A 19,889-nucleotide genomic window follows, 5' to 3' on the forward strand; every position below is an offset into this window, starting at 1 on the left:
TCCCATCCTTGTGTACGATGCGCCGCTTCCCCCGCAGCGACAGATGTGGGGTGCACCTGGTGCGCCCCGAGGGGGCCGTTCCGCGGAACGACTAGTGAGGAAATTGCTGTGCCGAAGAAACTCTCTACGGCTATCGTCGGCACTCTTGCCGTAGGCCTGACCCTGCCGATGAATGCCCAAGCGGCGACGGCGGCGCCCGCAGCGCCCAGCCCGACGCCGACCGGCCCGGGCACCGATGTGCCCACCACCGGGACCAACGCGCTGGACGGCGTGGCCCTGGACATCACCCGCACCTCCGGAGTGGAGGCCCCGACCGTCTCGGTCTCCACCAGCGCGGGCACCGAGGAGATGGATCCCACCGTCTACCGCGTGACCACTCCGCTGAACGCGCGCAGCGGTCCGGGAACCTCCCACCCTGTGCAGCAGGGGATGTCTGAGGGCGAGGAGATCACCGTCACCGCGCAGGACGGCGACTGGGTCCAGTTCGAGCGCAGCGGTGAGACCGTCTGGTCCCACAGCGCTTATCTGGACGAGGTCGGGCCGGCCGAGCCTGAGGTGGAGGGAACCTATGAGGTGGACGGTGTGTGGCTCAACGCCCGCACCGGCCCCGGCACGGAGCACTCCGTGCACACTGTCCTGGAGCCCGGCACCCAGATCGAGGTGACGGGGCGCGACGGCGACTGGCTCAGCTTCGCCTCCGAGGATCAGACCCTGTGGTCCCACTCCGATTACCTCACCGAGGTGGCGACCCAGACGGCCACCACCACTGTGTGGCAGAACTTCCGCACCGGTCCGAGCACCGAGCACAACGTGATCCGGGGGATCGCCCCGGGCGTGACTGTGGAGCTGACCGGCGAGCAGGACGGCGAGTGGTACGAGGTCGAGATCGAGGGCGAGACCGGCTGGATGCACGGCGCCTACCTCGACTTCGGCGTGAGCGGCGCTGGCCAGGGATCCGGGCAGGATGCTGAGGCGCCTGTCCAGGAGGCTCCTGTCCAGGAGGCGCCTGTCCAGGAGGCTCCTGTTCAGGGAGCTCCGGCTGAGGAAGTCCCGGTTGAGGAGGAGCCTGCCCAGGAAGCGCCTGTCCAGGAGGAGGCGGATAAGCCTGCCCCCGAGCCTGAGCCCGAGCCCGAGCCCGAGTCGGAAGAGCCTGAGGAGCCGGCGCAGGAGGCACCTGTCCAGGAGGAGCCTGCTGAAGAGCCTGTTCAGGAGGAGCCGGCCGAGGGGCAGGTTGCTGAAGAGCCTGTCCAGGATGAGGCCGTGCAGGAGCCTGCCGAGCCTGAGTTGCCTGAGCAGGAGCCGGAGCAGGAGCCCGTGCAGGACGAGGGCTCCGAGGAGGACTCCGAGAAGGAGGCTCAGCAGGAGGAGCCGCTCGAGGACGAGGCTGAGGAAGAGGCTTTTCAGGAGGAACCCGATGCGGAGCCTGAGCCCGAGCCTGAGCCTGAATCTGAGGAGGAGCCCGAACCGGAGCCTGCCTCCCAGGACCCCGAGCCAGAGCCCGAGCCCGAACCGGAGCCTGAGGAGGAGCCAGCGCAGGACCCCGAGCCCGAACCAGAGCTCATCGAGGTCACTGCGGAGGCGCCTGAGCAGGTCTGGAACCTGGTCGAGATGCCCGAGGTGGAGGGCGTCACCTACACCACCGCAGCCGGCGCCATCGAGGACGACGTCGAGGTCCCTGAGGGCGGCGTGACCGTGGAGGCCACGGCCGATGAGGGCTATGAGCTCACCGGCGAGACCTCCTGGACCTTCGAGTTCCAGGAGCCGGAGGGAGGCACCGAGCCGCAGCCTGAGCCGGAACCCGCTCCCGAGCCGGAGGAGGAGCCCGAGCAGGAGGCTCCCTCACAGCAGCCGGGTCAGACCGGCCCCTCCAGCGGGCTGCACGCCCAGAGCTCCACCGGCGAGCCCTACAGCCAGGTGTGGGATCAGCTGGCTCAGTGCGAGTCCACCGGAGACTGGTCCATCGACACCGGCAACGGCTTCTACGGCGGTCTGCAGTTCCAGCTGAGCTCCTGGGAGGCTGTGGGCGGCGAGGGTCTGCCCAGCGAGGCCTCCAAGGAGGAGCAGATCCAGCGTGCCTACGCCCTCTGGCAGGAGCAGGGCTGGGGCGCGTGGCCGCACTGCACCCAGGAGGTCCTGCCCAACCAGGGGGTCACCGGCCTCAACGGCTGGGACAACGACCCCGGCGGCTACGGCGACTCCTACTTGGAGATCCACGGCACCGGCGGAGCGGACACCGTCTCCACCCGGTCATCGGCCGAGGTCTGGAACGCCAGCTACAGCGTGCCGCTGCGCGAGGAGGCCGATTCCTCCAGCGACCGCCTGGTCCAGATCCCGCGGGGCGCGGAGCTGGAGAAGCTCGACGAGAGCGGCTCCTGGATCCAGGTGCGCTACACCGGCGAGGACGAGACCCTCACCGGCTGGGTCAACACCGACTACGTGATGGCCGCCTGAGCCGCAGCCTCGCCCCTCACGCGCAGAATCGCGTACCGGAATGTCGCGAACAGATGGATTGCGTCCGTCATTGTCGATAATCCGGTACGCGATTCTGCTGTAGAGCCGCCTCAGCGGAACAGCCACACTCAGCGTTCAGACTGAGGCTTCGACCGTCTCCGCCACACCCCGGTCTTCGGGAGCTTCGTCGGCGAATTTCGAGGAGTCCTCCAACGCGTTCCTGAGCTGGATGTCGCGGTGAACCTCCTTGCCCATGGCCTCACCGATCATTGCGCAGAGGCGTTCCCTCCGATCTTCGAAGAACGCTTCGAAATCATCCCGGCGCAGGTGCGCTCCACTGATCAGGTGAGATGCCAGACGCTGGTCCAGATGTTCGGAGGTGATCTGGGCGGTCCGTTCGATCTTGGCGAGGTACGACGACGGCGGCTGCCCGCCGATGCTGCGGTTGGTCCGGGCGCTGATGGTGGACTTGTTGACGATCGATTCCTGGTGTTCACGGTCGACGTCATGCTCCGCACACCACTTCTTAGGGAAGATGTGGTGAATATCAGCCTGGAGCTCCGAGTGCTGGATCTTGTCGAAGCTCTTGTCCTCCATCCAATCCCGGGCCTGTTCTGCGAGCAGCAGGGCCGAGACCCCCTTTATAGGCGGCCGAAACCCGGGAACGCAGCGAATGCAGGCGCGATTCGGTGAAGGTGGCGTCCTGGATGGTTCGGGGTGTGGCAGCGCTTTCGGGGCCCATCGCCCACTCTGGGACCTGGCGGACGTCAGCGACGAACCGGGTTTCTGTGGTACTGCCGTAGAGCTCTCCCAGCACTCCGGACCAGAACCACCGGATGATCTGGGTCCTCGGACCTAACAGGTCTGCGTCGGGGCCGAGCACTACCCGGATGGCGGCGAGCGGGATGAGCTGAGTCGGATAGGGGAGCAGAGAGGCGTCGAAGATGTGCCGGTCCATGCAGAACCGGGCCGCCCACTGGAAGGCCTCACGCAGCGGATCTACCCATTCGAGATAGTCAGCGAGCTTCAGCTTCAGGACGTCCTCGGTCTTCGCCGTGATCGCGGTCGGGCGGGCGCCGGCATCGGACAGATGCTTCTTCCTCGAGGCGAGTAAGGTCACCGCCTGCAGGAAGTGGGTGCTGGTGATCTGACGCAGCACGGGGTAGTGCTCGAACTGTCGGCAGGTCTCGGCCCAGTCCTCCCGTAGTCGGAAGTCCTGGCCGTTCGCCTCGTAGTACTCACGATCCCCGGCGAACGTCGCAGTCAGCAACTCAAAGGCTGTGAGCGGTTCCCCTCCGGTGTTGACCTTCTCGAAGACGGTGGCCACTGCCTCTTTGCTGGTGTTCCGGTCGAGGAGGATCGCCGGCAGCTCATACTGGGAGGCCGGGCTGATGACCTCGGCGTTGAACCTCTTGAACAGTTCGGTGTTCCCAAGGTCGATCAGCCAGTCGGTCGACTCAGTGGGTGAGAACAGCAGGTTCAGCGGGAAATAGCCATGCTCCTGCTGCTGCGCCGGAGTGGACAGATCGAGGACGACTTCGCGGTCGAAGTTCGTCTTGATCTTCCCGTCGGCAGGAACAGAGATGACCGCTTCATCAACCCTCTCCTCCCCGAGGAGAGCAGTCTCAATATGGACGAAGTAACGGCGGCTGAGCAGCTTGCCTCGGTCGTCCGACGTTTCGACCACGCCGTCCCCGGTGAGGGCCTGGGTCATGGAGGTCAGACGCTGCTGGCCGTCCAGCAGCAGATAGTCGGGAGAAGTTTCCGTGCTGAGCCTGACGCCGGTGATGAGGCGGGGCTTGAAGCGGACCTCGTCATTCTTGGTGTCCAGCAGCATGACCACTCCCATGGGGTGTCCGCGCAGGACAGTGATCAGCAGCTGCCGGATGCCCCATCCTTCCAGCGGTAGCTGCGCTGGAAGTCCGGCAGCTGGATGCTCCCGGAAGTGGTCCATTCCAAGTACTTGGTGATGTTGTGCTGTGGAGTCTGGAATCCCATGACACCACCCTAGTGCGGCGGCCCCTGCGTTCAGCGGAAGCGGATCTGGACGGCCTCGCCGTGGGCGGGCAGCCCCTCCGCCGCGGCCAGTGCGGAGACGTGGCCGGCCACCTGGTCCAGGCCGTCGCGTCCGTAGTGGATGACCTGCTGGGAGCGCATGAAGCTGGTGACGTTGAGTCCGGAGGAGTAGGCCGAGGCTCCACCGGTGGGCAGCACGTGGTTGGAGCCGGCGCAGTAGTCGCCCAGCGAGACCGGGGTGTAGGAGCCTACGAACACCGCGCCGGCGTTGTGGATCCGGTCCAGCAGCTCCTCGTCCTTGCCGGTCATCAGCTCCAGGTGCTCGGCGCCGTAGGCGTTGGCCACCTCAACGGCCACATCCAGGGAGTCCACCACCAGCACGGCGGACTGTTCCCCGCTCAGTGAGGCCTTCACTCGGGCCACGTGCTCAGTGGACTCCGTCTGGGCTGCGACCTGCTCCAGCACGGACTCGGCCAGGTCCATGGAATCGGTGACCAGCACGGCTGCGGCCAGCTCGTCGTGCTCGGCCTGGGAGATCAGGTCGGCGGCGACCAGTGCGGCATCGGCGGTCTCATCGGCGAGCACCATGATCTCGGTGGGTCCGGCCTCCGAATCGATGCCGACCACACCCTGGACCGCCCGCTTGGCGGTGACCACAAAGATGTTGCCGGGGCCAGTGATCAGCGAGACCGGCGCACACACCTGCTCGCCCTCCGAGTCCTTGGCGCCGTGGGCGAGCATGCCCACCGCCTGGGCGCCGCCGGCGGCGTAGACCTCGCCGATGTCCAGCAGCGCGGCCGCGGCCAGCACCACCGGATGCGGGTAGCCGCCGAACTCGGCCTGTGGGGGAGAGGTGATGGTCAGGGACTCGACGCCGGCCACCTGGGCGGGCACCACGTTCATCACCACCGATGAGGGGTAGACCGCCTGGCCGCCGGGCACGTAGAGCCCCACGCGTCGCACCGGAGTCCAGCGATTGGTGATCCGGGCATCCGGGCCCGGTGAGATCACCGAGGCCGCCGGCAGCTGGGCGGCATGGACCTCGCGTGCCCGCGTGATGAGCTCCTCCAGAGCCTCGCGGATGCTCGGGTCCAGCTGCTCGAGAGCCTCATCCAGCTTCTCCTGGGGCACGCGCAGCGAGGGCGGACGGACACCGTCGAACTTCTCTGAGAGATCCAACACAGCCTCGACGCCGCCGGTGCGGACCTGCTCAAGGATCGGCTTGACGGTCTCGACGGTCGCGGAGACGTCCTGTTCCGCGCGTGGAAGCACAGTGGCGACATCTGCCGTGCTTCCACGGAGATCCTTGAGGGTCAGCAATGGTCCTCCTCGAGACGAAAAAGGGGTAGGCGGCTGTGCAACTCCCGCCTAGCCCATCCTAATTCCTGCGTGGGATCATCGTGTCCATGGGTATCGACACGTCATTGCTGTTTGCCGCTGAGGGAGAAGAGGAAAGCCTGATCGATGAGCAGACCGACCCCGCGGGGGAGCAGCTCGATCAGGTCGGAGAGTACGTCCCCGAAGAGTTCGAGGCCATGGTCACTGAGGCCGGCCTGCTGTGGGGTCTGCTGATCGGCGTCGGCGTCGCGTTCCTCTTTGCGCTGGTGCTCACGCTGGTCACCTCCACCGTTCTGAAGCAGTTCTTCAGGAAGGCTCCGGAGGTCCGGCGTGCCATCGACCGCACCCGGCTGCCGATGCTGTTCACGCTGACCGTGCTCGGCGCCCGCCTGGCCGTGGGGTATGTGGCGCGCAATGAGACCTGGCATGTGCCCGTGGCCTTCCTGCTGCTGGCGGCCGTGGTGGTCGGCATCGCATGGTGGGCGCTGCGCCTGGTCCGCGTGGCCGAGGCGTTCATCCTCTCCAAGTACATCGGCGAGAGCGGCGGGGACATCGAGGACCGCCGCGGCCGCCGACTGCAGACCCAGGTCTCGCTGATCCGCCGCATCCTCGCCGCAGTCATCATCACCCTGGCTGTGGCGGCAGTGCTGCTGAGCATCGAAGAGGTGCGTGCGCTCGGCGTCGGTATGCTCGCCTCCGCCGGCGTGGTCTCTGTGGTGGCCGGTCTGGCCATGCAGTCCACGCTGACCAACGTCTTCGCCGGCATCCAGCTGGCCTTCACCGACTCGATCCGCGTGGGCGACGTGGTCGTGGTCGAGGACAAATTCGGCACGGTGGAGGACATCACTCTCTCCGCAGTGGTGCTCAAGTGCTGGGACGGCCGCCGCTTCATCTACCCGTCCAGCTACTTCGTGGGCACCCCGTTCGAGAACTGGACCCGCGTGGGCACTGAGATGATGGGCACCATCGAGTTCGAGGTGGACTGGCGTGTCCCGATGGACGCGCTGCGCGGCCGGCTCAACCGGCTGGTGGAGGCCACCGACCTCTGGGACGGCCAGGAGGCCTCCATCCAGATCACTGAGGCCCTGGGCGGTACGGTCAAGGCCCGCGCTGTGGTCTCGGCCCGCAACTCCGGCGAGCTGTGGGACCTGCAGTGCCTGGTCCGGGAGGACCTGGTGCACTTCCTGCGCGTCGAGTATCCCTATGCCGTGGCCGCCCAGCGCATGCTGATCTCCAGCGACCAGGGTCTGGTGGAGATGGGCGAGCGCGGCGACGAGAAGCCCGCCGTCTCCGCCGCGACGCCTGCCGAGGGTGCCGCCACGGTGGAGCAGGACATCTCCGGCAAGGGCCAGGTCGCCAACGGCGATTCCGCAGAGACCGCCGGTGCTCCTGAGGCGCCCGGCTCCGGCAATGGGGCTCGCAGCGAGGAGCAGGAGTTCCTTGAGCGCTACGGCTCGGTGACCGAGGAGTACTCCGCGGAGACCGATGAGACTCCGCTGGCCACCTCGGATCAGTACTCCTCCATCTTCACCGGCTCGATCTCCGCGGTGGAGCGCAACCGGGAGTTCGCCGGACCGGGCGAGGACGCCTACCGGGAGCGCAGGGAGCGTCAGGAGGAGCTCGACGGTGAGTCGGATGAGGATGAGGAGCCGAAGGAGAAGGACCCTCGGCACTGATCTGAGGCAACACTGACCGGTCCAGCACTGATCGGTGCGGCGCCGACCTGGCGCCGCACCGACCGCTGGATATCTTCTGTATGGACAGGGTTGGGCCGTGGCGGCCCGCACCTCACTTCTTCTTCAGCGGGTTCTTCTTCGCCTGCCAGGAGGACTGGGCGGAGGAGGGGCTGGAGGCCGCGGCGAACTCCTCCTCGGAGCTCTCGGAGGAGTCCTGCTCAGAGGAGCCCTCCTCTGCGGCCGCGTCGCCCTCAGACGACGACGCCGGCTCCTCACCTTCCTCAGCGGCCTCCTCAGCAGGCTGGTCGGCGGTGGACTCTTCGGAGCTGGACTGCTCAGTGCCAGGCTGCTCAGAGCTGGCCTGATCAGCGGAGCCCTGCTCCTCGGAAGCCGGAGCGGCCTCGGCCGGTTCGGCCGCCGAATCCGGGGCGGCCTCAGGTGCCGGTGCGGGAGGCTCGGCAGGTGCAGACTCCGCAGGAGAAGTGGCGGCATCCTCAGCCGGTGCGGGTGCCTGCGCAGGTTCCGCGGCCGGAGCCGCGGCATCTTCAGCAGGCGCAGCCGGCTGCTGACGCGCCGGCGGGGCAGGCGGCTTCGGGAACTTCACCTTGGAGGCCTTATAGGCGTCCACAGTCTTGATCGCGTCCGTGGTGGGTTCAGCCGTGCCGTCGGCGTCGTGCTCTGCGGCTGGGGCCGGCGTCGGGGCCGGTGCGGTGCCCGCGTAGTCCGGGGCCTCGATCTGCTCGGCGCCCTCCTGCTGACCGGGCATGCCCATGCGGCGATTGACCGCCCAGTGGACCACCGAATCCGGCATGAAGCGGGTGGCTGCGGTGAGCACCTGGTAGCTGCGGGAGGGCACGCAGACGGCACTGCCCTGCGCGTTGACCGCCAGGCCTTGGCGGACCACGTCGTCGGCGTCGAGCCACATGCGCTTGGCCGCGCCCTTGATGCTGATGCCTGAACGCTTGTGGAACTCGGTGCGCACCAGACCGGGGCAGAGAGCGGTCACGGTGACGCCGTCGCCGGCCAGCTGCTGGTGCAGCGCCTTGGAGAAGTTGATGACCCAGGACTTCGCGGCCGAGTAGGTGCCGGTGGGGGTGAAGCCTGCCACCGAGGCCACGTTGATGATGCGCCCGGCGCGGCGGCGGACCATCGCCCGGGCCGCAGTGTGGGTGAGCTCCATGGTGGTCTGGACGTGGAGGCGCAGCAGATCGCGCTCGGCGTCGAGGTCGCTCTCCAGGAACTCGCTGGCCAGGCCGTGTCCGGCGTTGTTGACCAGCAGGTGCACCGGGTTGCGCATATCGGAGAGGCGCTCCTGGACTGCTCCCACGCCGTCGTCGGTGACCAGATCGGCCACCAGGACGGTGGTGGCGATGCCGTACTTGGAGCTCAGTGCGTCCGCCTGTGTGCGCAGCCGGTCAGCATCTCGTGCGACCAGGATCAGGTCATAGCCTTGACCGGCGAGCTGGCGCGCGAAAGCGGCCCCAAGTCCGGCGGTGGAACCGGTGACTACAGCGGTATGAGTGCCCATGACTAGATATCGTAGAACGTGAAAGTGGATGCTGGAGGCCACACTGTTCAGGTCATACTCAGGGTTTGGCGGGATGACTGGAACCGCGCCTGCGGATCGTTGTGAAACTCTTACATTATTACCTGCGTCGGGGAGGCTCTCATGCGGTGGAGGAAACGTACGGATTGGGGTCCGGGCAAGCTGGGATCCGACGAGTGGGCTGTGCTGGAGGCGCAGATCCGCGCCGAAGATCTGGCCGCCGTGGAACAGGCGGTGGAGGAGCTCACCGGGTTCATGGACTTCTTCCGCGCAGACCTCGACGGCGTCCCGCTCAGCGGGGTCACCGACGGTCAGTTGGCCGTGGCTCAGCGCGTGGGGGAGGACCGCCGCGGCAGGCGGGTGTACACGGTGACGTTCTACGCGGGCGGACCGGTGGGCGAGGCCCAGCCGCACGCCTTCGATCGCCTCGGATCCTCAGCTTCTGAGCTGGTGGACTATCTGCAGAGCGAAGGGGTCGGCGTCGAGGAGATCACCTGGACCGAGCACCCCTCCGTGAAGCGCGCGTTCTGAAGTCTGGGCTGGCCCAGAATTGCGTGCCCCGTTGTCGAGAATCGGGTACACGATCCGCTCATTCGCCACATTCCGGTACACGATTCGGCGGGTAGGGGTGGAGGGGGCACTCAGATCTCGCCGAGGTCCTGCAGATGGGCCAGCTGTGAGGCGGCGATCTGCTCGATCACCTTCTCCGGCACGTGAGCCCGGTCCCCATAGATGAGCTTCCCCAGAGCCATGGCGTCGAGGACCTCCCCGGTGCGGGCACGATGCTCGGCGATCAGCTCGCGGGTCTGGGTCAGCCGCTCCTCGCGGTGCTTCAGGTAGTGCCCGGCGACAGCGCCCACGCTCTCGCGCTCAGGTCCATGCGCCGGATACATCCCGACGCCGCCGAATCCGCCCAACAGCCGCAGCGTCTCCAGGTAGTCGGTCAGCGTGCCGTCGGGGTGGTCCAGCATGGTGGTGCCCGCGCCCAGGATGGTGTCGCCGGTGAGCATCGCCCCGGGTTCCTCAGCGCCTTCGGCCTGGGCCTCGGGGATCCAGAAGCAGACCGAATCCGAGGTGTGCCCGGGAGTGTGCAGCACCTGCAGGCTCACCCCGGCGACCTGGATCTCCTCGCCGTCCATCAGCGGGAGGACTGCGCCCTGGACGGGGAGGCAGTGGTCGGCGTCGTACCCGCGCACCGGCGCGCCGGTCCGGGCGCTGAACTCCTTGGCCGCCCCGGTATGGTCGCGATGCCGGTGGGTCACCAGGATCTCGGTGACGCTGCGCTCGCCGACGGCGTCCAGCACCGCGTGCAGATGGTCGCGGTGGCCCTGCGGGCCGGGGTCCACGATCACGGCCTCGGAGGCTCCCTCGGTGCTGATGATGTAGGTGTTGGTGCCCTCCAGCGTCATCGGGGAGGGGTTGTCACAGGTGATCCTGGTCAGAGTCGGGACAGCCATGGATCCCAGCCTAATAGGGGCGCGGGTGGTGGGCTGGACCCAGGTGCGGCGGTCGGCGCCGTGTTCTGTCCTCCTCAGGCCGGTGCCGCGTAGGCTGACCCCATGGCTGATCAGAATCCGCAGAAGTCCTTCGGCACGGAGAACTCCACCAAGGGCGCCTATGTCACCGGCGGCGAGTTCACCCGCGACACCAACTACATCGAGGACCGGGTGGTCGCCGACGTCGACGCCGTCTCCTCGGCCCCGCGCGAAGAGTCCAGCTCCATCGGGGATCCGCGGATCAGCGGCCTGACCGAGGATGCCGAGGCCTGGCCCGTGGAACCTGGCCGGTACCGGCTGGTCGCCGCCCGCGCCTGCCCGTGGGCCCACCGTTCCATCATCATCCGCCGGCTGCTCGGCCTGGAGGACGCCATCTCCCTGGCCACCCCCGGCCCGGTGCACGACATCCGCTCCTGGACCTTCGACCTCACCGAGGACGGCAGGGACCCGGTGCTGGGCACCGAGCGCCTGCAGGAGAACTACTTCGCCCGCTTCCCCGACTACCCGCGGGGCATCACCGTCCCCGCGCTGGTGGATGTGCCCTCCGGCGGCGTGGTCACCAATAACTACCCACAGCTGACCTGGGACTTCTCCACGCAGTGGAAGGAGCACCACCGCGAGGGTGCGCCCAACCTGATCCCCGAGGAGCTCATCGAAGACATGCTCCCGGTGATCAAACGGATCTTCACCGAGGTCAACAACGGGGTCTACCGGGCCGGATTCGCCGGATCCCAGGAGGCCTACGACGCCGCCTACGACCGTCTCTTCACCGCCCTGGACCGGCTGGAGGAGCGGCTGACCGACCAGCGCTACCTCATGGGCGAGCACATCACCGAGGCCGATATCCGGCTGTTCACCACGCTGGTGCGGTTCGACCCGGTCTACCACGGGCACTTCAAGTGCAACCGGCAGAAGCTGGCCGACTTCCCGAACCTCTGGGCCTACGCCCGCGACCTGTTCCAGACCCCGGGCTTCGGCGACACCGTCGACTTCGACCAGATCAAGGCCCACTATTACGTGGTCCACGAGGACATCAACCCCACCCAGGTCATCCCCAAGGGCCCGGAGCTGGAGAGCTGGCTGAGCCCGCACGGCCGCGAGAAGCTGGGCGGCTCACCTTTTGCCGAGGGTGCGACGGCGCCCGGCCCTGTGGCCGAGGAGGAGCGTCCCCCGGGGGCTAACCCGCTGTACCGCTGATGCGTGTGTTCCGCCCCGCGCCTCAGCTGCGGTAGGTCTGGATGACCTGGGAATCGTCCCGGCCGGCCCAGCCGGCGTCGGCGGCCTCCGCGTACTTCTTCTTGGCCGCCTCCAGCATGGGTGCTTCCATGCCGGCGGACTCGGCGATCTCGCTGACCAGCCCGGAGTCCTTCACAAAGATGCTCACCGCGCTGGCCACCTGGGCGTCCAGGCCCTCGAGCATGCGGGGTCCGCGGTCGCTGAGCATGAAGGAGCCCGCTGCCCCGCCGGATACCGCCTCCAGCACCTCGGCCGCCTCCAGCCCCAGCTTCTCGGCCAGCGCCAACGCCTCGGCGCCGGCCACGATGTGCACTGCACAGAGCAGCTGATTCACCGCTTTGAAGGACTGGCCGCGGCTGATCTCCTCGCCGCAGCCCACCACCGTTCCCATGGACTCCAGCAGCGCGCGCTGAGACTCCACGGCCGTCGGATCACCGGAGACGAAGAGCCGCAGATCCCCTGAGGCGGCGCGGGCGATACCGCCGGTCACCGGGGCGTCCACCAGCTGCACGCCGCGCTCGGCGGCCGGGCCCACCAGCTCCTGCACGGCCTCAGGTCCCACAGTGCTCATCACGATCAGCCCGGCACCCGGGCGCATCCTCGCCAGCAGCCCCTCGCCGCCAGGCCCGCCTTCGGCAGATCCCAGCACCGCTGCGCGCAGCTGATCTCCGGTGGCCACCATGACGATCACCGCATCCGCCTCAGTCGCGGAGCCGGCGTCGGGGGCTGCTGTCAGCCCCTTCTGCTCGGCGGCGGCGCGCTGTTCGGCGGAGAAGTCCACTCCGGTGACCTCGAAGCCGCCGGCCGCCACGGCCGTGGCCATGGGCAGGCCGATGGCGCCGATGCCGACGAAGGTGACCTTCTGGGGTGTTGCGCTGGGGGTGCTGGACGCCATGGTGAGCTGCCTCTCGTGATGGTCTTCACATTCAAGTCCCATCGATGTTATATTATGTGAACTAGAGAGCAAGAGTTCACATACTTGAACACCACGCGGCGGAACCTTCGCCGCATCCCGAAGGCCACAGAGAGGCGTGATGATGACGCTGCGCATCGGCGTGATTGCCGACGATTTCACCGGAGCCACCGATATTGCGGGGTTCCTGGTCTCCGCCGGGCTGCGCACAGCCCAGCTGAACAGTCCGCAGCAGGCGCCGGAGAACCTCGACGCCGAGGCTGTGGTCATCAGCCTCAAGACCCGCTCCATCCCAGCTCAGGTGGCCGTCGAGCAGAGCCTGGCCGCCTGCCGGATCCTGCAGGAGCTCCGCGCCGAGCAGATCATCTTCAAGTACTGCTCCACCTTCGACTCCACGGCGGAGGGGAACATCGGCCCGGTCACCGACGCCCTGCTCGAGGAGCTCGGCGAGGAGTTCACCGTGGTGGTCCCCGCCCTGCCGGTCAACGGCCGGACGGTCTACCGGAGCACCCTCTTCGTCCACCACCAGCCGCTGCACGAATCCGGGATGAAGGACCACCCGGTCACCCCGATGACCGACTCAGACCTGTTGCGTCTCATGGAGGCGCAGAGCTCGGGAACCGCCACCTCAGTGCCCTATGCGGTCGTCGAGCAGGGCCCCGACGCCGTCCGCGAGGCGCTCCGGCAGGCTCGCTCCGAAGGCGCCCGCTACGCCGTGCCGGACACTCTGAACCACGACCACCTGGACATCATCGGCCAGGCCGCCACCGGCCTGCGCCTGCTCACCGGCGGATCCGGCATCGGTTCCGGACTCGCCCGCGCGCTCACCGGCCAGTCGGGCCAGCCGGCCCAGCCGGCCCAGCAGGGCGGAACCGGAGCTCCCGACGCCGCCAGCCCGGCCGAGGACTGGAGCTTCACCTCAGGCGCCGCCGTCGTGATCTCCGGGTCGGCCTCGCAGATGACCAATCGGCAGGTGGAGGCCTATGCGGCCGAGGCTCCGAGCACGGCCCTGGACATCCCGCGGGTCATGGACGACGCCGCCGGATATCTGGAGGAGCTCAGCCGCTGGGTGCTGGAGAACAGCACCGCCCCGGACAGCACTGACCAGGCGGCGCCGATGGTCTATGCCACCGCAGCCCCGGAGAAGGTGAAGCAGTGGCAGCAGAGCTACGGCGCTGAGCGGCTCTCGGCCGCCATCGAAGAGTTCTTCGGCGAGCTGGCCGCCCGGCTGCGCAGCGGCGGAGTCACCCGGTTCATCGTCGCCGGCGGCGAGACCTCGGGCGCCGTCACCCAGGCGCTGGGCGTGGACGGGTTCGAAGTCGGCCCGCAGATCGCCCCGGGTGTGCCCTGGACGCGCAGCCTGGAGTCGGACCCGCAGCAGGGCATCGATCTGGCCCTGAAGTCGGGCAACTTCGGCGACCCCGACTTCTTCCGCACCGCCGTGCAGATGAGCTCCGGCGCGTCCAGCACAGTCCAGCCCACCACAGGCCAGCAGAAGGAGGACCGCTGATGCCCCGCTTCGCCGCCAACCTGTCCATGATGTTCACCGAGGTGCCTTTCCTGGAGCGTTTCGAAGCCGCCGCCCAGGCCGGGTTCGACGCCGTGGAGTACCTCTTCCCCTACGCCCACCCGGAGCAGGAGGTGGCCGCCGCGCTGCAGGGTGCCGGCCTCACCCAGGCGCTGTTCAACGCACCCCCCGGCGATTGGGAGAGCGGTGAGCGGGGGCTTGCCTCCCTCGCCGGCCGGGACGAGGAATTCGTCGAGGGCCTGGAGACTGCCATGAGCTACGCCCAGGCGCTGGACTGCCCGCAGATCCACGTCATGGCAGGCATCCCGGGGCCGCAGGGCCCTGGGCGCCGCACAGTGGAGCAGGCGCTGAACCACGAGGCCGCCGAGGTCTACACCCGCCGCATCCGCCAGGCCGCCGACCGTGCCGCCGCAGAGGGCCGCCGTGTAGTCATCGAGCCCATCAACCACGTGGATATGCCCGGCTACTTCCTGGGCAGCGTGGCCCTGGGGCTGCAGATGCTCGAGCGCATCGACCGCGAGAACCTCGGCCTGCAGCTGGACCTGTACCACGCGCAGATCACCGACGGGGACCTCACCCGGCTGCTGCGCAGCAGTGCCGAGGTCATCGAGCACATTCAGATCGCCTCCGTGCCGGATCGTCATGAGCCCGACGCCGGTGAGACCAGCTATCCGCATCTGTTCTCCGTGATCGATGAGATCGGCTACAGCGGCTGGGTCGGCTGCGAATACCACCCGGTCGGCCGCACCGAGGACGGACTGGGCTGGTTCCACGCTCTGCAGTCCGATGCCGGAGAGTCGGGACAGTCCGGGAAGGCCCAGCAGTGATCCCCGACGAGCGCCGACGCCGGCTGCTCCACCTGGTGGAGGAGCGCGGCTCCGCCTCCGTGGCCGACCTGACCGAGGAGCTCGACGTCTCCCATATGACGGTGCGCCGGGACATCCGCGTCCTGGAGGAGGACGGCCGGCTGGTCTCAGTCTCTGGGGGAGTGGCCAAACCCTCCCGCCTGGCCCTGGACGCCACGCATCAGGCCAAGCTGGGGATCCGGCCGCAGCAGAAGGAGACCATCGCCGCCCGTGCCGCCGAGCTGGTCCGCCCCGGTGACCTGGTCTACCTCGACGCCGGGACCACCATGCTCGCCCTGGCCCGTGAGCTGGTGCGCCGCGCCGCCCAGCAGCCGGCCGAGGAGCCGACGTCGGGACTGGATGTGGTGACCAATGATCTGGCGGTGGCCGCCGCCGTCGGGGAGCACACCCAGGCGCGGGTGCACGTGCTGGGTGGAGCCCTGGACAGCGGGAACATGTCCACACAGGGGCCGATGACCGCCGCGGAGCTGGGCGAGTTCAACATCGACCTGGCCTTCGTCTCGGCCTCCTCCTTCGACCTGCGGGGGCTCTCGGTCCCCACTGATGCGAAATCGGTGGTGAAGCGGGCGATCATCGCCAACTCCTCGCGGTCGTACCTGGCCACCGACAGCAGCAAATACGGGCGAGTGGCCGCCTTCAAAGCCCTGGCACTGGACGCCTTCGATGGGATCCTCAGCGATGAGGACCTGCCGGAGGCCGCCAGAGAACACGCCAAGCAGCACGGCCTCGAGCTGCTGCTCTGAGGGTGCCGCACCGACCACCTCGTCCCGGGCGCTGAGCCTGGGGCACCACCACCGAATGTGCCGTCGAAGACGGCCGAGGACCTCGAAAGGACAAGGACGTTCTATGAAGATCATCGTCACCGGAGGAGCCGGATTCCTGGGCAGCCGCGTCATCAGCGAGCTGCTGGCCGCTCAGGACGCAGGCCACCTGCCCCAGCAGATCACCGAGGTGGTCTCCCTGGACCTGACCGAGACCTCGGTCCAGGACCCGCGGGTCAGCTCCGTGGTGGGCGACATCGCCGACCCCGAGCTGCTGCGCCGCACTGTGGATGAGGACACCTGGGCGATCTGCCACCTGGCCGCCGTGCTCAGCGGAGGCTCGGAGGAGGACTTCGACCTCTCCCACCGGGTCAACGTCCACGCCACCCACCAGCTGCTCGAGGCCGCCCGGGCCACCGGGAGCCGCCCGCGGTTCCTGTTCACCAGCTCCATCGCCGTCTTCGGCGGGGAGATGCCCGAGACGGTCCCGGAGAACCTCGCCACCCAGCCCGACTCCACCTACGGGGCGTTCAAAGCCATGGGCGAGCTGCTGGTCAACGACTACTCCCGCAAGGGCTTCGTGGACGCACGGATCTGCCGACTGCCCACCATCTCGGTGCGCCCGGGACGCCCCAACTCGGCGGCCTCCTCCTTCGCCAGCGGCATCATCCGCGAACCCCTGCAGGGCGAGGCCTCGGTCTGCCCGGTCCCGCTGGAGACCCGCATGTGGCTCTCCTCCCCGAACACCGTGGTGGCCAACCTGGTCCACGCGGTGACCATCGAAGGCGAGCAGATCGGCCGCTGGCGCGTGCTCAACCTGCCCGGGATCTGCGTGACCGTGGGCGAGATGCTTGAGAGCCTCACCGCAGTGGGCGGCCAGCAGGCCCGTGACCTGGTCACCCACCAGGAGGACGAGCGGATCAAGTCCATCGTGCTCTCCTGGCCCGGAGACTTCGACGTGGACCGCGTGCTGGAGCTCGGCTTCGCCCGCGATGACAGCTTCGAAGACGCGGTCCGCCAGTTCCACCAGGAGTTTGTCGCCTGAGTCCCTCAGGCTCTACAGGCGTATGACGCCTCTCTCACCTCTTCAGTGTCAAGGAGGACACCATGAATGACCTCGGAACATCCGAGATCGGGGCGCTCGTCGGCCTCGCGGCAGCGGTGGCGCTGCTCATCTTCTTCGTCATCAGGACCAAGATCCACGCCATTCTGGCGCTGGTGATCGCGGCCTCCATCGCCGGCATCTCCGCTGGGATGGCTCCCGACGCCGTCATCGGCGCGATCACCTCCGGCTTCGGCTCCACCCTGGGCACCATCGGCCTGGTGATCGGCCTGGGCGTGATGATGGGGCGGATCCTGGAGGTCTCCGGGGCCGCCGAGAAGCTCGCCTACACCCTGATCCGGTGGCTGGGGAGGAGGAAGGAGGAGTGGGCGCTCGCCGCGGCAGGCTTCATCGTCTCCATCCCGATCTTCGTCGACTCCGCCTTCGTGATCCTGCAGCCGCTGGTGAAGTCGCTGGCCCGCACCACCGGGCGCTCGGTCCTGACCCTGGGCATCGCGCTGGCCGGCGGCCTGATCGTCACCCACCACGCCGTGCCGCCGACGCCGGGTCCGCTGGGTGCGGCCGGGATCTTCGGGGTCAGCGTGGGAGAGATGATCCTCTGGGGCGTCATCCTGACCATCCCCGCGGCGATCCTGGTGACCCTCTACGCGAAGATCATGGGACCGCGGATCGAGGCGATGATCGAGCGCGACACCGGGGAGCGGCTCGGAACCGGAGAGGAGATCACCCCCGCCGAGGCCTTCGAAGAGTTCCAGCAGCGGGCCGATGAGCGGGAGAAGGAGCTGCCGAACCTGTTCATCTCGGTGCTCCCCATCCTCCTGCCGATCCTGCTGATCTTCGTCAACACCTTCTCCGCCAACCTCACCGACGCCGGGGTTCTCGACCTCCCTGAGGGCTTCGTCTCCGTGGCGGCGTTCATCGGGAACCCCGTGATCGCTCTGCTCTTCGGCGTGCTGGCCGCCATCTACGGGCTGACTCGCAGGCAGAGCCGGCAGGACACCATCGAGGATATGGAGCAGGGCGTGCAGGCGGCCGGCATCATCCTGCTGGTCACCGGCGCCGGCGGCGCGCTGGGTGAGGTGCTGCGCGAATCCGGCTCCGCCGACGCCATCGGTGAGGCCGTGGCCGGACTGCCGCTGCCGACTATCCTGGTGCCCTTCCTGATCGCCACCGTGGTGCGCGTCATCCAGGGCTCCGGAACGGTGGCCATCATCACCTCCGCCTCGATCTCCGCGCCCATCTTGGCTCAGGTCCCGGATGTGAATATGGTTCTGGCAGCCCAGGCCGCCGCCCTCGGATCGCTGTTCTTCGGCTATTTCAACGACAGCTTCTTCTGGGTGGTCAACCGCATGCTGGGGGTCAAGAACGCCAAACATCAGATGCTGGTCTGGTCGGTGCCGACCACCATCGCCTGGGCCGCGACCATGGTGATGCTGCTGATCGCCAGCGTCATCGTCTGAGAGGAGAACCGTGACCGACGAACACCTGCTGCGCCAGCAGATCACCGAACTCGGCGCCAGCCTGTTCCAGCGGGGATTCTCCGTGGGCAGCGCCGGCAACATCAGCGTCCGCATCCCCGAGGGCTACCTGATGACCCCCACCAACTCCTCGCTGGGACGGTTGGACCCGCAGAGTCTCTCCGTGCTGAACGAGGACTGGGAGCATGTGGACGGGCCCCGGCCCTCCAAAGAGGTGGTCATGCACCGGGCGATGTACGAGGCTCGGCCCGAGGCGCAGGCCATCGTGCACCTGCACTCCACCTATGTCACCGCCTACAGCTGCCTGGCCGGCGAGGAGGGCATCCCGCCGCTGACGCCGTATTTCGTCATGCGACTGGGCCGGGACGTGCCCACAGTGCCGTACTACAGGCCGGGAGCCGCGGAGATGCTCGATGACATCGTGGCCGCCGGCCGGCGTGGACCGGGCGTGATCCTCTCCAACCACGGCTCCATCGTGGCCGGATCAACGCTGGAGGACGCAGTCAACGCCGCAGAGGAGCTGGAGGTCTCGGCTCAGCTGGCCTTCCTGCTGGAGGGCCGGGCCACCCGGCCGCTGACAGAGTCGCAGGTCGCCGACCTGCTCGGCTGATCAGCCCCTGTAGGCTGGTGCCATGTCCGCAGCTGATGAACTCGACGGTCCCTTTGCGCAGCGTTTTGTCGCCATCGGGGACTCATTCACCGAGGGTGTGGGGGACATCGACCCCACACGTCCCAACGACTGCCGCGGCTGGGCGGACCGGGTGGCCGCTCAGCTGGTCGCCAACGATGACTCCTGGGGCTACGCGAACCTCGCGATCCGCGGGAAGAAGCTCCAGCAGGTCCTCGACGAGCAGCTCGACGCCGCCATCGCCCTGGATCCCACACTGGTGACTCTCTATGCCGGCGGCAACGACATCCTGCGCCCCTCGGTGAACCTCGACGGGCTCATGGAACGTTACCGGGCCGGCGTCGAGAAGCTCGCCGAGACCGGTGCGCGTGTGGTGCTGTTCACCGGTTTCGACTCCGGCAAGGCGCCGATCTTCCGCGCCACCCGCGGACGCACCGCGATCTACAACGAGCACGTCCGCAAGATCTCCGCAGACTGTGAGACCGACCTGGTCGACTTCTGGCATATGAAGCAGTTCCAGGACTGGCGGTTCTGGGATGTGGATCGCCTGCACCTGGGCATCGCCGGGCACACGTTGATGGCCAAAGAGGTTCTTGCCGTGCTGGGCGAGACGGACGAGATCGCCGACCCCGAGGTGGACGAGCCGCCGGTGACCTCCCTGCCGGAGAAGGCCCTCGCCGAGGCGGTCTGGGCTAAGGACTACTTAGCCCCCTGGGTGAAGCGGCGCCTCACCCGCGCCTCCTCCGGTGACGGGATGTCTCCCAAGTTCCCCAAGCTCACCTCCCGCGTCTGGTAAGCGGTGGGGCTGGGCTCTCAGGTTGTTTGGGCACTTTGGCGCGCTCTGAGCGCCGTCGTGCCCTGCATGACGAGTCATAGTGCCCACGCACCAGCGA

The 19,889-nt window shown here is 67.8% G+C and carries 18 protein-coding genes; 11 read left to right on the forward strand and 7 right to left on the reverse strand.

Annotated elements, in window-relative coordinates; genetic code table 11:
- Positions 1-108 precede the first annotated feature (108 nt).
- Positions 109-2,451 (forward strand): SH3 domain-containing protein, encoded by a 2,343-nt coding sequence (locus IEW85_RS14650; protein ID WP_188685346.1) that lies wholly within the window; start codon positions 109-111, stop codon positions 2,449-2,451.
- Between the two features lie 135 nt (positions 2,452-2,586).
- On the opposite strand, the gene IEW85_RS14400 is transcribed toward IEW85_RS14650, so the two are convergent.
- The 4 genes from IEW85_RS14400 to hisD are packed head-to-tail and all read right to left on the reverse strand — an operon-like array spanning position 2,587 to position 5,787.
- Positions 2,587-3,048: a hypothetical protein gene (locus tag IEW85_RS14400; RefSeq protein WP_229658952.1), complete on the reverse strand. Its 462-nt coding sequence runs from the start codon at positions 3,046-3,048 to the stop codon at positions 2,587-2,589.
- Complete coding sequence (locus IEW85_RS10205) at positions 2,999-4,288, reverse strand: GmrSD restriction endonuclease domain-containing protein (protein ID WP_229658953.1); 1,290 nt, start codon at positions 4,286-4,288, stop codon at positions 2,999-3,001. The genes IEW85_RS14400 and IEW85_RS10205 overlap by 50 nt, the downstream gene beginning before the upstream one ends.
- Positions 4,289-4,323: 35 nt before the next feature.
- On the reverse strand, positions 4,324-4,449 hold the full coding sequence (locus IEW85_RS14590) for a hypothetical protein (RefSeq protein ID WP_268234672.1): 126 nt from the start codon (positions 4,447-4,449) through the stop codon (positions 4,324-4,326).
- Between the two features lie 30 nt (positions 4,450-4,479).
- Positions 4,480-5,787 (reverse strand): histidinol dehydrogenase, encoded by a 1,308-nt coding sequence (hisD, locus tag IEW85_RS10210; RefSeq protein ID WP_188685347.1) that lies wholly within the window; start codon positions 5,785-5,787, stop codon positions 4,480-4,482.
- A gap of 86 nt (positions 5,788-5,873) precedes the next feature.
- Between hisD and IEW85_RS10215 the strand changes: the two genes are divergently transcribed.
- The gene (locus tag IEW85_RS10215; RefSeq protein WP_188685348.1) at positions 5,874-7,481 is read left to right on the forward strand and encodes a mechanosensitive ion channel family protein; all 1,608 of its coding nucleotides are present in this window, start codon (positions 5,874-5,876) and stop codon (positions 7,479-7,481) included.
- A gap of 112 nt (positions 7,482-7,593) precedes the next feature.
- Here IEW85_RS10215 and IEW85_RS10220 read toward each other — a convergent pair whose 3' ends face one another.
- Positions 7,594-9,009: an SDR family NAD(P)-dependent oxidoreductase gene (locus tag IEW85_RS10220; RefSeq protein ID WP_188685349.1), complete on the reverse strand. Its 1,416-nt coding sequence runs from the start codon at positions 9,007-9,009 to the stop codon at positions 7,594-7,596.
- Positions 9,010-9,150: 141 nt separating this feature from the next.
- Here IEW85_RS10220 and IEW85_RS10225 point away from each other — a divergent pair, with 141 nt between their 5' ends.
- A complete protein-coding gene (locus tag IEW85_RS10225; protein WP_188685350.1) occupies positions 9,151-9,558 on the forward strand; it encodes a hypothetical protein in 408 nt (135 codons plus the stop codon).
- A gap of 110 nt (positions 9,559-9,668) precedes the next feature.
- Here the strand turns inward: IEW85_RS10225 and IEW85_RS10230 are convergent, their stop codons facing one another.
- Positions 9,669-10,484 carry an MBL fold metallo-hydrolase gene (locus tag IEW85_RS10230; protein WP_188685351.1) on the reverse strand — a complete coding sequence of 272 codons (816 nt, stop codon included), beginning with the start codon at positions 10,482-10,484 and terminating at the stop codon, positions 9,669-9,671.
- Between the two features lie 102 nt (positions 10,485-10,586).
- Between IEW85_RS10230 and IEW85_RS10235 the strand changes: the two genes are divergently transcribed.
- A complete protein-coding gene (locus IEW85_RS10235; RefSeq protein WP_188685353.1) occupies positions 10,587-11,720 on the forward strand; it encodes a glutathione S-transferase family protein in 1,134 nt (377 codons plus the stop codon).
- Positions 11,721-11,742: 22 nt separating this feature from the next.
- Here IEW85_RS10235 and IEW85_RS10240 read toward each other — a convergent pair whose 3' ends face one another.
- Entirely contained in the window at positions 11,743-12,654 is a 912-nt protein-coding gene (locus IEW85_RS10240; RefSeq protein WP_188685355.1) for an NAD(P)-dependent oxidoreductase, read from the reverse strand.
- Between the two features lie 142 nt (positions 12,655-12,796).
- Here IEW85_RS10240 and otnK point away from each other — a divergent pair, with 142 nt between their 5' ends.
- From otnK to IEW85_RS10275, 7 genes are all read left to right on the forward strand, one after another.
- A complete protein-coding gene (otnK, locus tag IEW85_RS10245) occupies positions 12,797-14,182 on the forward strand; it encodes a 3-oxo-tetronate kinase (protein ID WP_188685358.1) in 1,386 nt (461 codons plus the stop codon).
- A complete protein-coding gene (otnI, locus tag IEW85_RS10250; RefSeq protein ID WP_188685360.1) occupies positions 14,182-15,027 on the forward strand; it encodes a 2-oxo-tetronate isomerase in 846 nt (281 codons plus the stop codon). The genes otnK and otnI overlap by 1 nt, the downstream gene beginning before the upstream one ends.
- Positions 15,024-15,809: a DeoR/GlpR family DNA-binding transcription regulator gene (locus tag IEW85_RS10255; RefSeq protein ID WP_188685362.1), complete on the forward strand. Its 786-nt coding sequence runs from the start codon at positions 15,024-15,026 to the stop codon at positions 15,807-15,809. Before otnI ends, IEW85_RS10255 begins: the two co-directional genes overlap by 4 nt.
- Positions 15,810-15,912: 103 nt before the next feature.
- Positions 15,913-16,872: a D-erythronate dehydrogenase gene (gene denD / locus IEW85_RS10260; RefSeq protein ID WP_188685365.1), complete on the forward strand. Its 960-nt coding sequence runs from the start codon at positions 15,913-15,915 to the stop codon at positions 16,870-16,872.
- A 62-nt stretch (positions 16,873-16,934) separates the two neighbouring features.
- Complete coding sequence (locus IEW85_RS10265; RefSeq protein ID WP_188685366.1) at positions 16,935-18,350, forward strand: GntP family permease; 1,416 nt, start codon at positions 16,935-16,937, stop codon at positions 18,348-18,350.
- Positions 18,351-18,360: 10 nt separating this feature from the next.
- Positions 18,361-18,978, forward strand: a complete 618-nt coding sequence (otnC, locus tag IEW85_RS10270; protein WP_188685368.1) for a 3-oxo-tetronate 4-phosphate decarboxylase — start codon at positions 18,361-18,363, stop codon at positions 18,976-18,978.
- A gap of 22 nt (positions 18,979-19,000) precedes the next feature.
- On the forward strand, positions 19,001-19,792 hold the full coding sequence (locus tag IEW85_RS10275) for an SGNH/GDSL hydrolase family protein (RefSeq protein ID WP_188685370.1): 792 nt from the start codon (positions 19,001-19,003) through the stop codon (positions 19,790-19,792).
- Positions 19,793-19,889: the final 97 nt, after the last annotated feature.

Origin of the sequence: Nesterenkonia cremea (assembly GCF_014642675.1) — a bacterium.
Taxonomy (GTDB): Bacteria; Actinomycetota; Actinomycetes; order Actinomycetales; family Micrococcaceae; genus Nesterenkonia; species Nesterenkonia cremea.

Excerpts from the sequence above, each read along its gene's own strand:
- IEW85_RS14400 (WP_229658952.1), bottom strand. The coding sequence starts at position 3,048 with ATGGAGGACAAGAGCTTCGACAAGATCCAGCACTCGGAGCTCCAGGCT.
- IEW85_RS10205 (WP_229658953.1), bottom strand. The coding sequence starts at position 4,288 with ATGCTGCTGGACACCAAGAATGACGAGGTCCGCTTCAAGCCCCGCCTC.
- IEW85_RS14590 (WP_268234672.1), bottom strand. The coding sequence starts at position 4,449 with ATGGGATTCCAGACTCCACAGCACAACATCACCAAGTACTTGGAATGG.
- IEW85_RS10215 (WP_188685348.1), top strand. The coding sequence starts at position 5,874 with ATGGGTATCGACACGTCATTGCTGTTTGCCGCTGAGGGAGAAGAGGAA.
- IEW85_RS10220 (WP_188685349.1), bottom strand. The coding sequence starts at position 9,009 with ATGGGCACTCATACCGCTGTAGTCACCGGTTCCACCGCCGGACTTGGG.
- IEW85_RS10225 (WP_188685350.1), top strand. The coding sequence starts at position 9,151 with ATGCGGTGGAGGAAACGTACGGATTGGGGTCCGGGCAAGCTGGGATCC.
- IEW85_RS10230 (WP_188685351.1), bottom strand. The coding sequence starts at position 10,484 with ATGGCTGTCCCGACTCTGACCAGGATCACCTGTGACAACCCCTCCCCG.
- IEW85_RS10235 (WP_188685353.1), top strand. The coding sequence starts at position 10,587 with ATGGCTGATCAGAATCCGCAGAAGTCCTTCGGCACGGAGAACTCCACC.
- IEW85_RS10240 (WP_188685355.1), bottom strand. The coding sequence starts at position 12,654 with ATGGCGTCCAGCACCCCCAGCGCAACACCCCAGAAGGTCACCTTCGTC.
- otnK (WP_188685358.1), top strand. The coding sequence starts at position 12,797 with ATGACGCTGCGCATCGGCGTGATTGCCGACGATTTCACCGGAGCCACC.
- otnI (WP_188685360.1), top strand. The coding sequence starts at position 14,182 with ATGCCCCGCTTCGCCGCCAACCTGTCCATGATGTTCACCGAGGTGCCT.
- denD (WP_188685365.1), top strand. The coding sequence starts at position 15,913 with ATGAAGATCATCGTCACCGGAGGAGCCGGATTCCTGGGCAGCCGCGTC.
- IEW85_RS10265 (WP_188685366.1), top strand. The coding sequence starts at position 16,935 with ATGAATGACCTCGGAACATCCGAGATCGGGGCGCTCGTCGGCCTCGCG.
- IEW85_RS10275 (WP_188685370.1), top strand. The coding sequence starts at position 19,001 with ATGTCCGCAGCTGATGAACTCGACGGTCCCTTTGCGCAGCGTTTTGTC.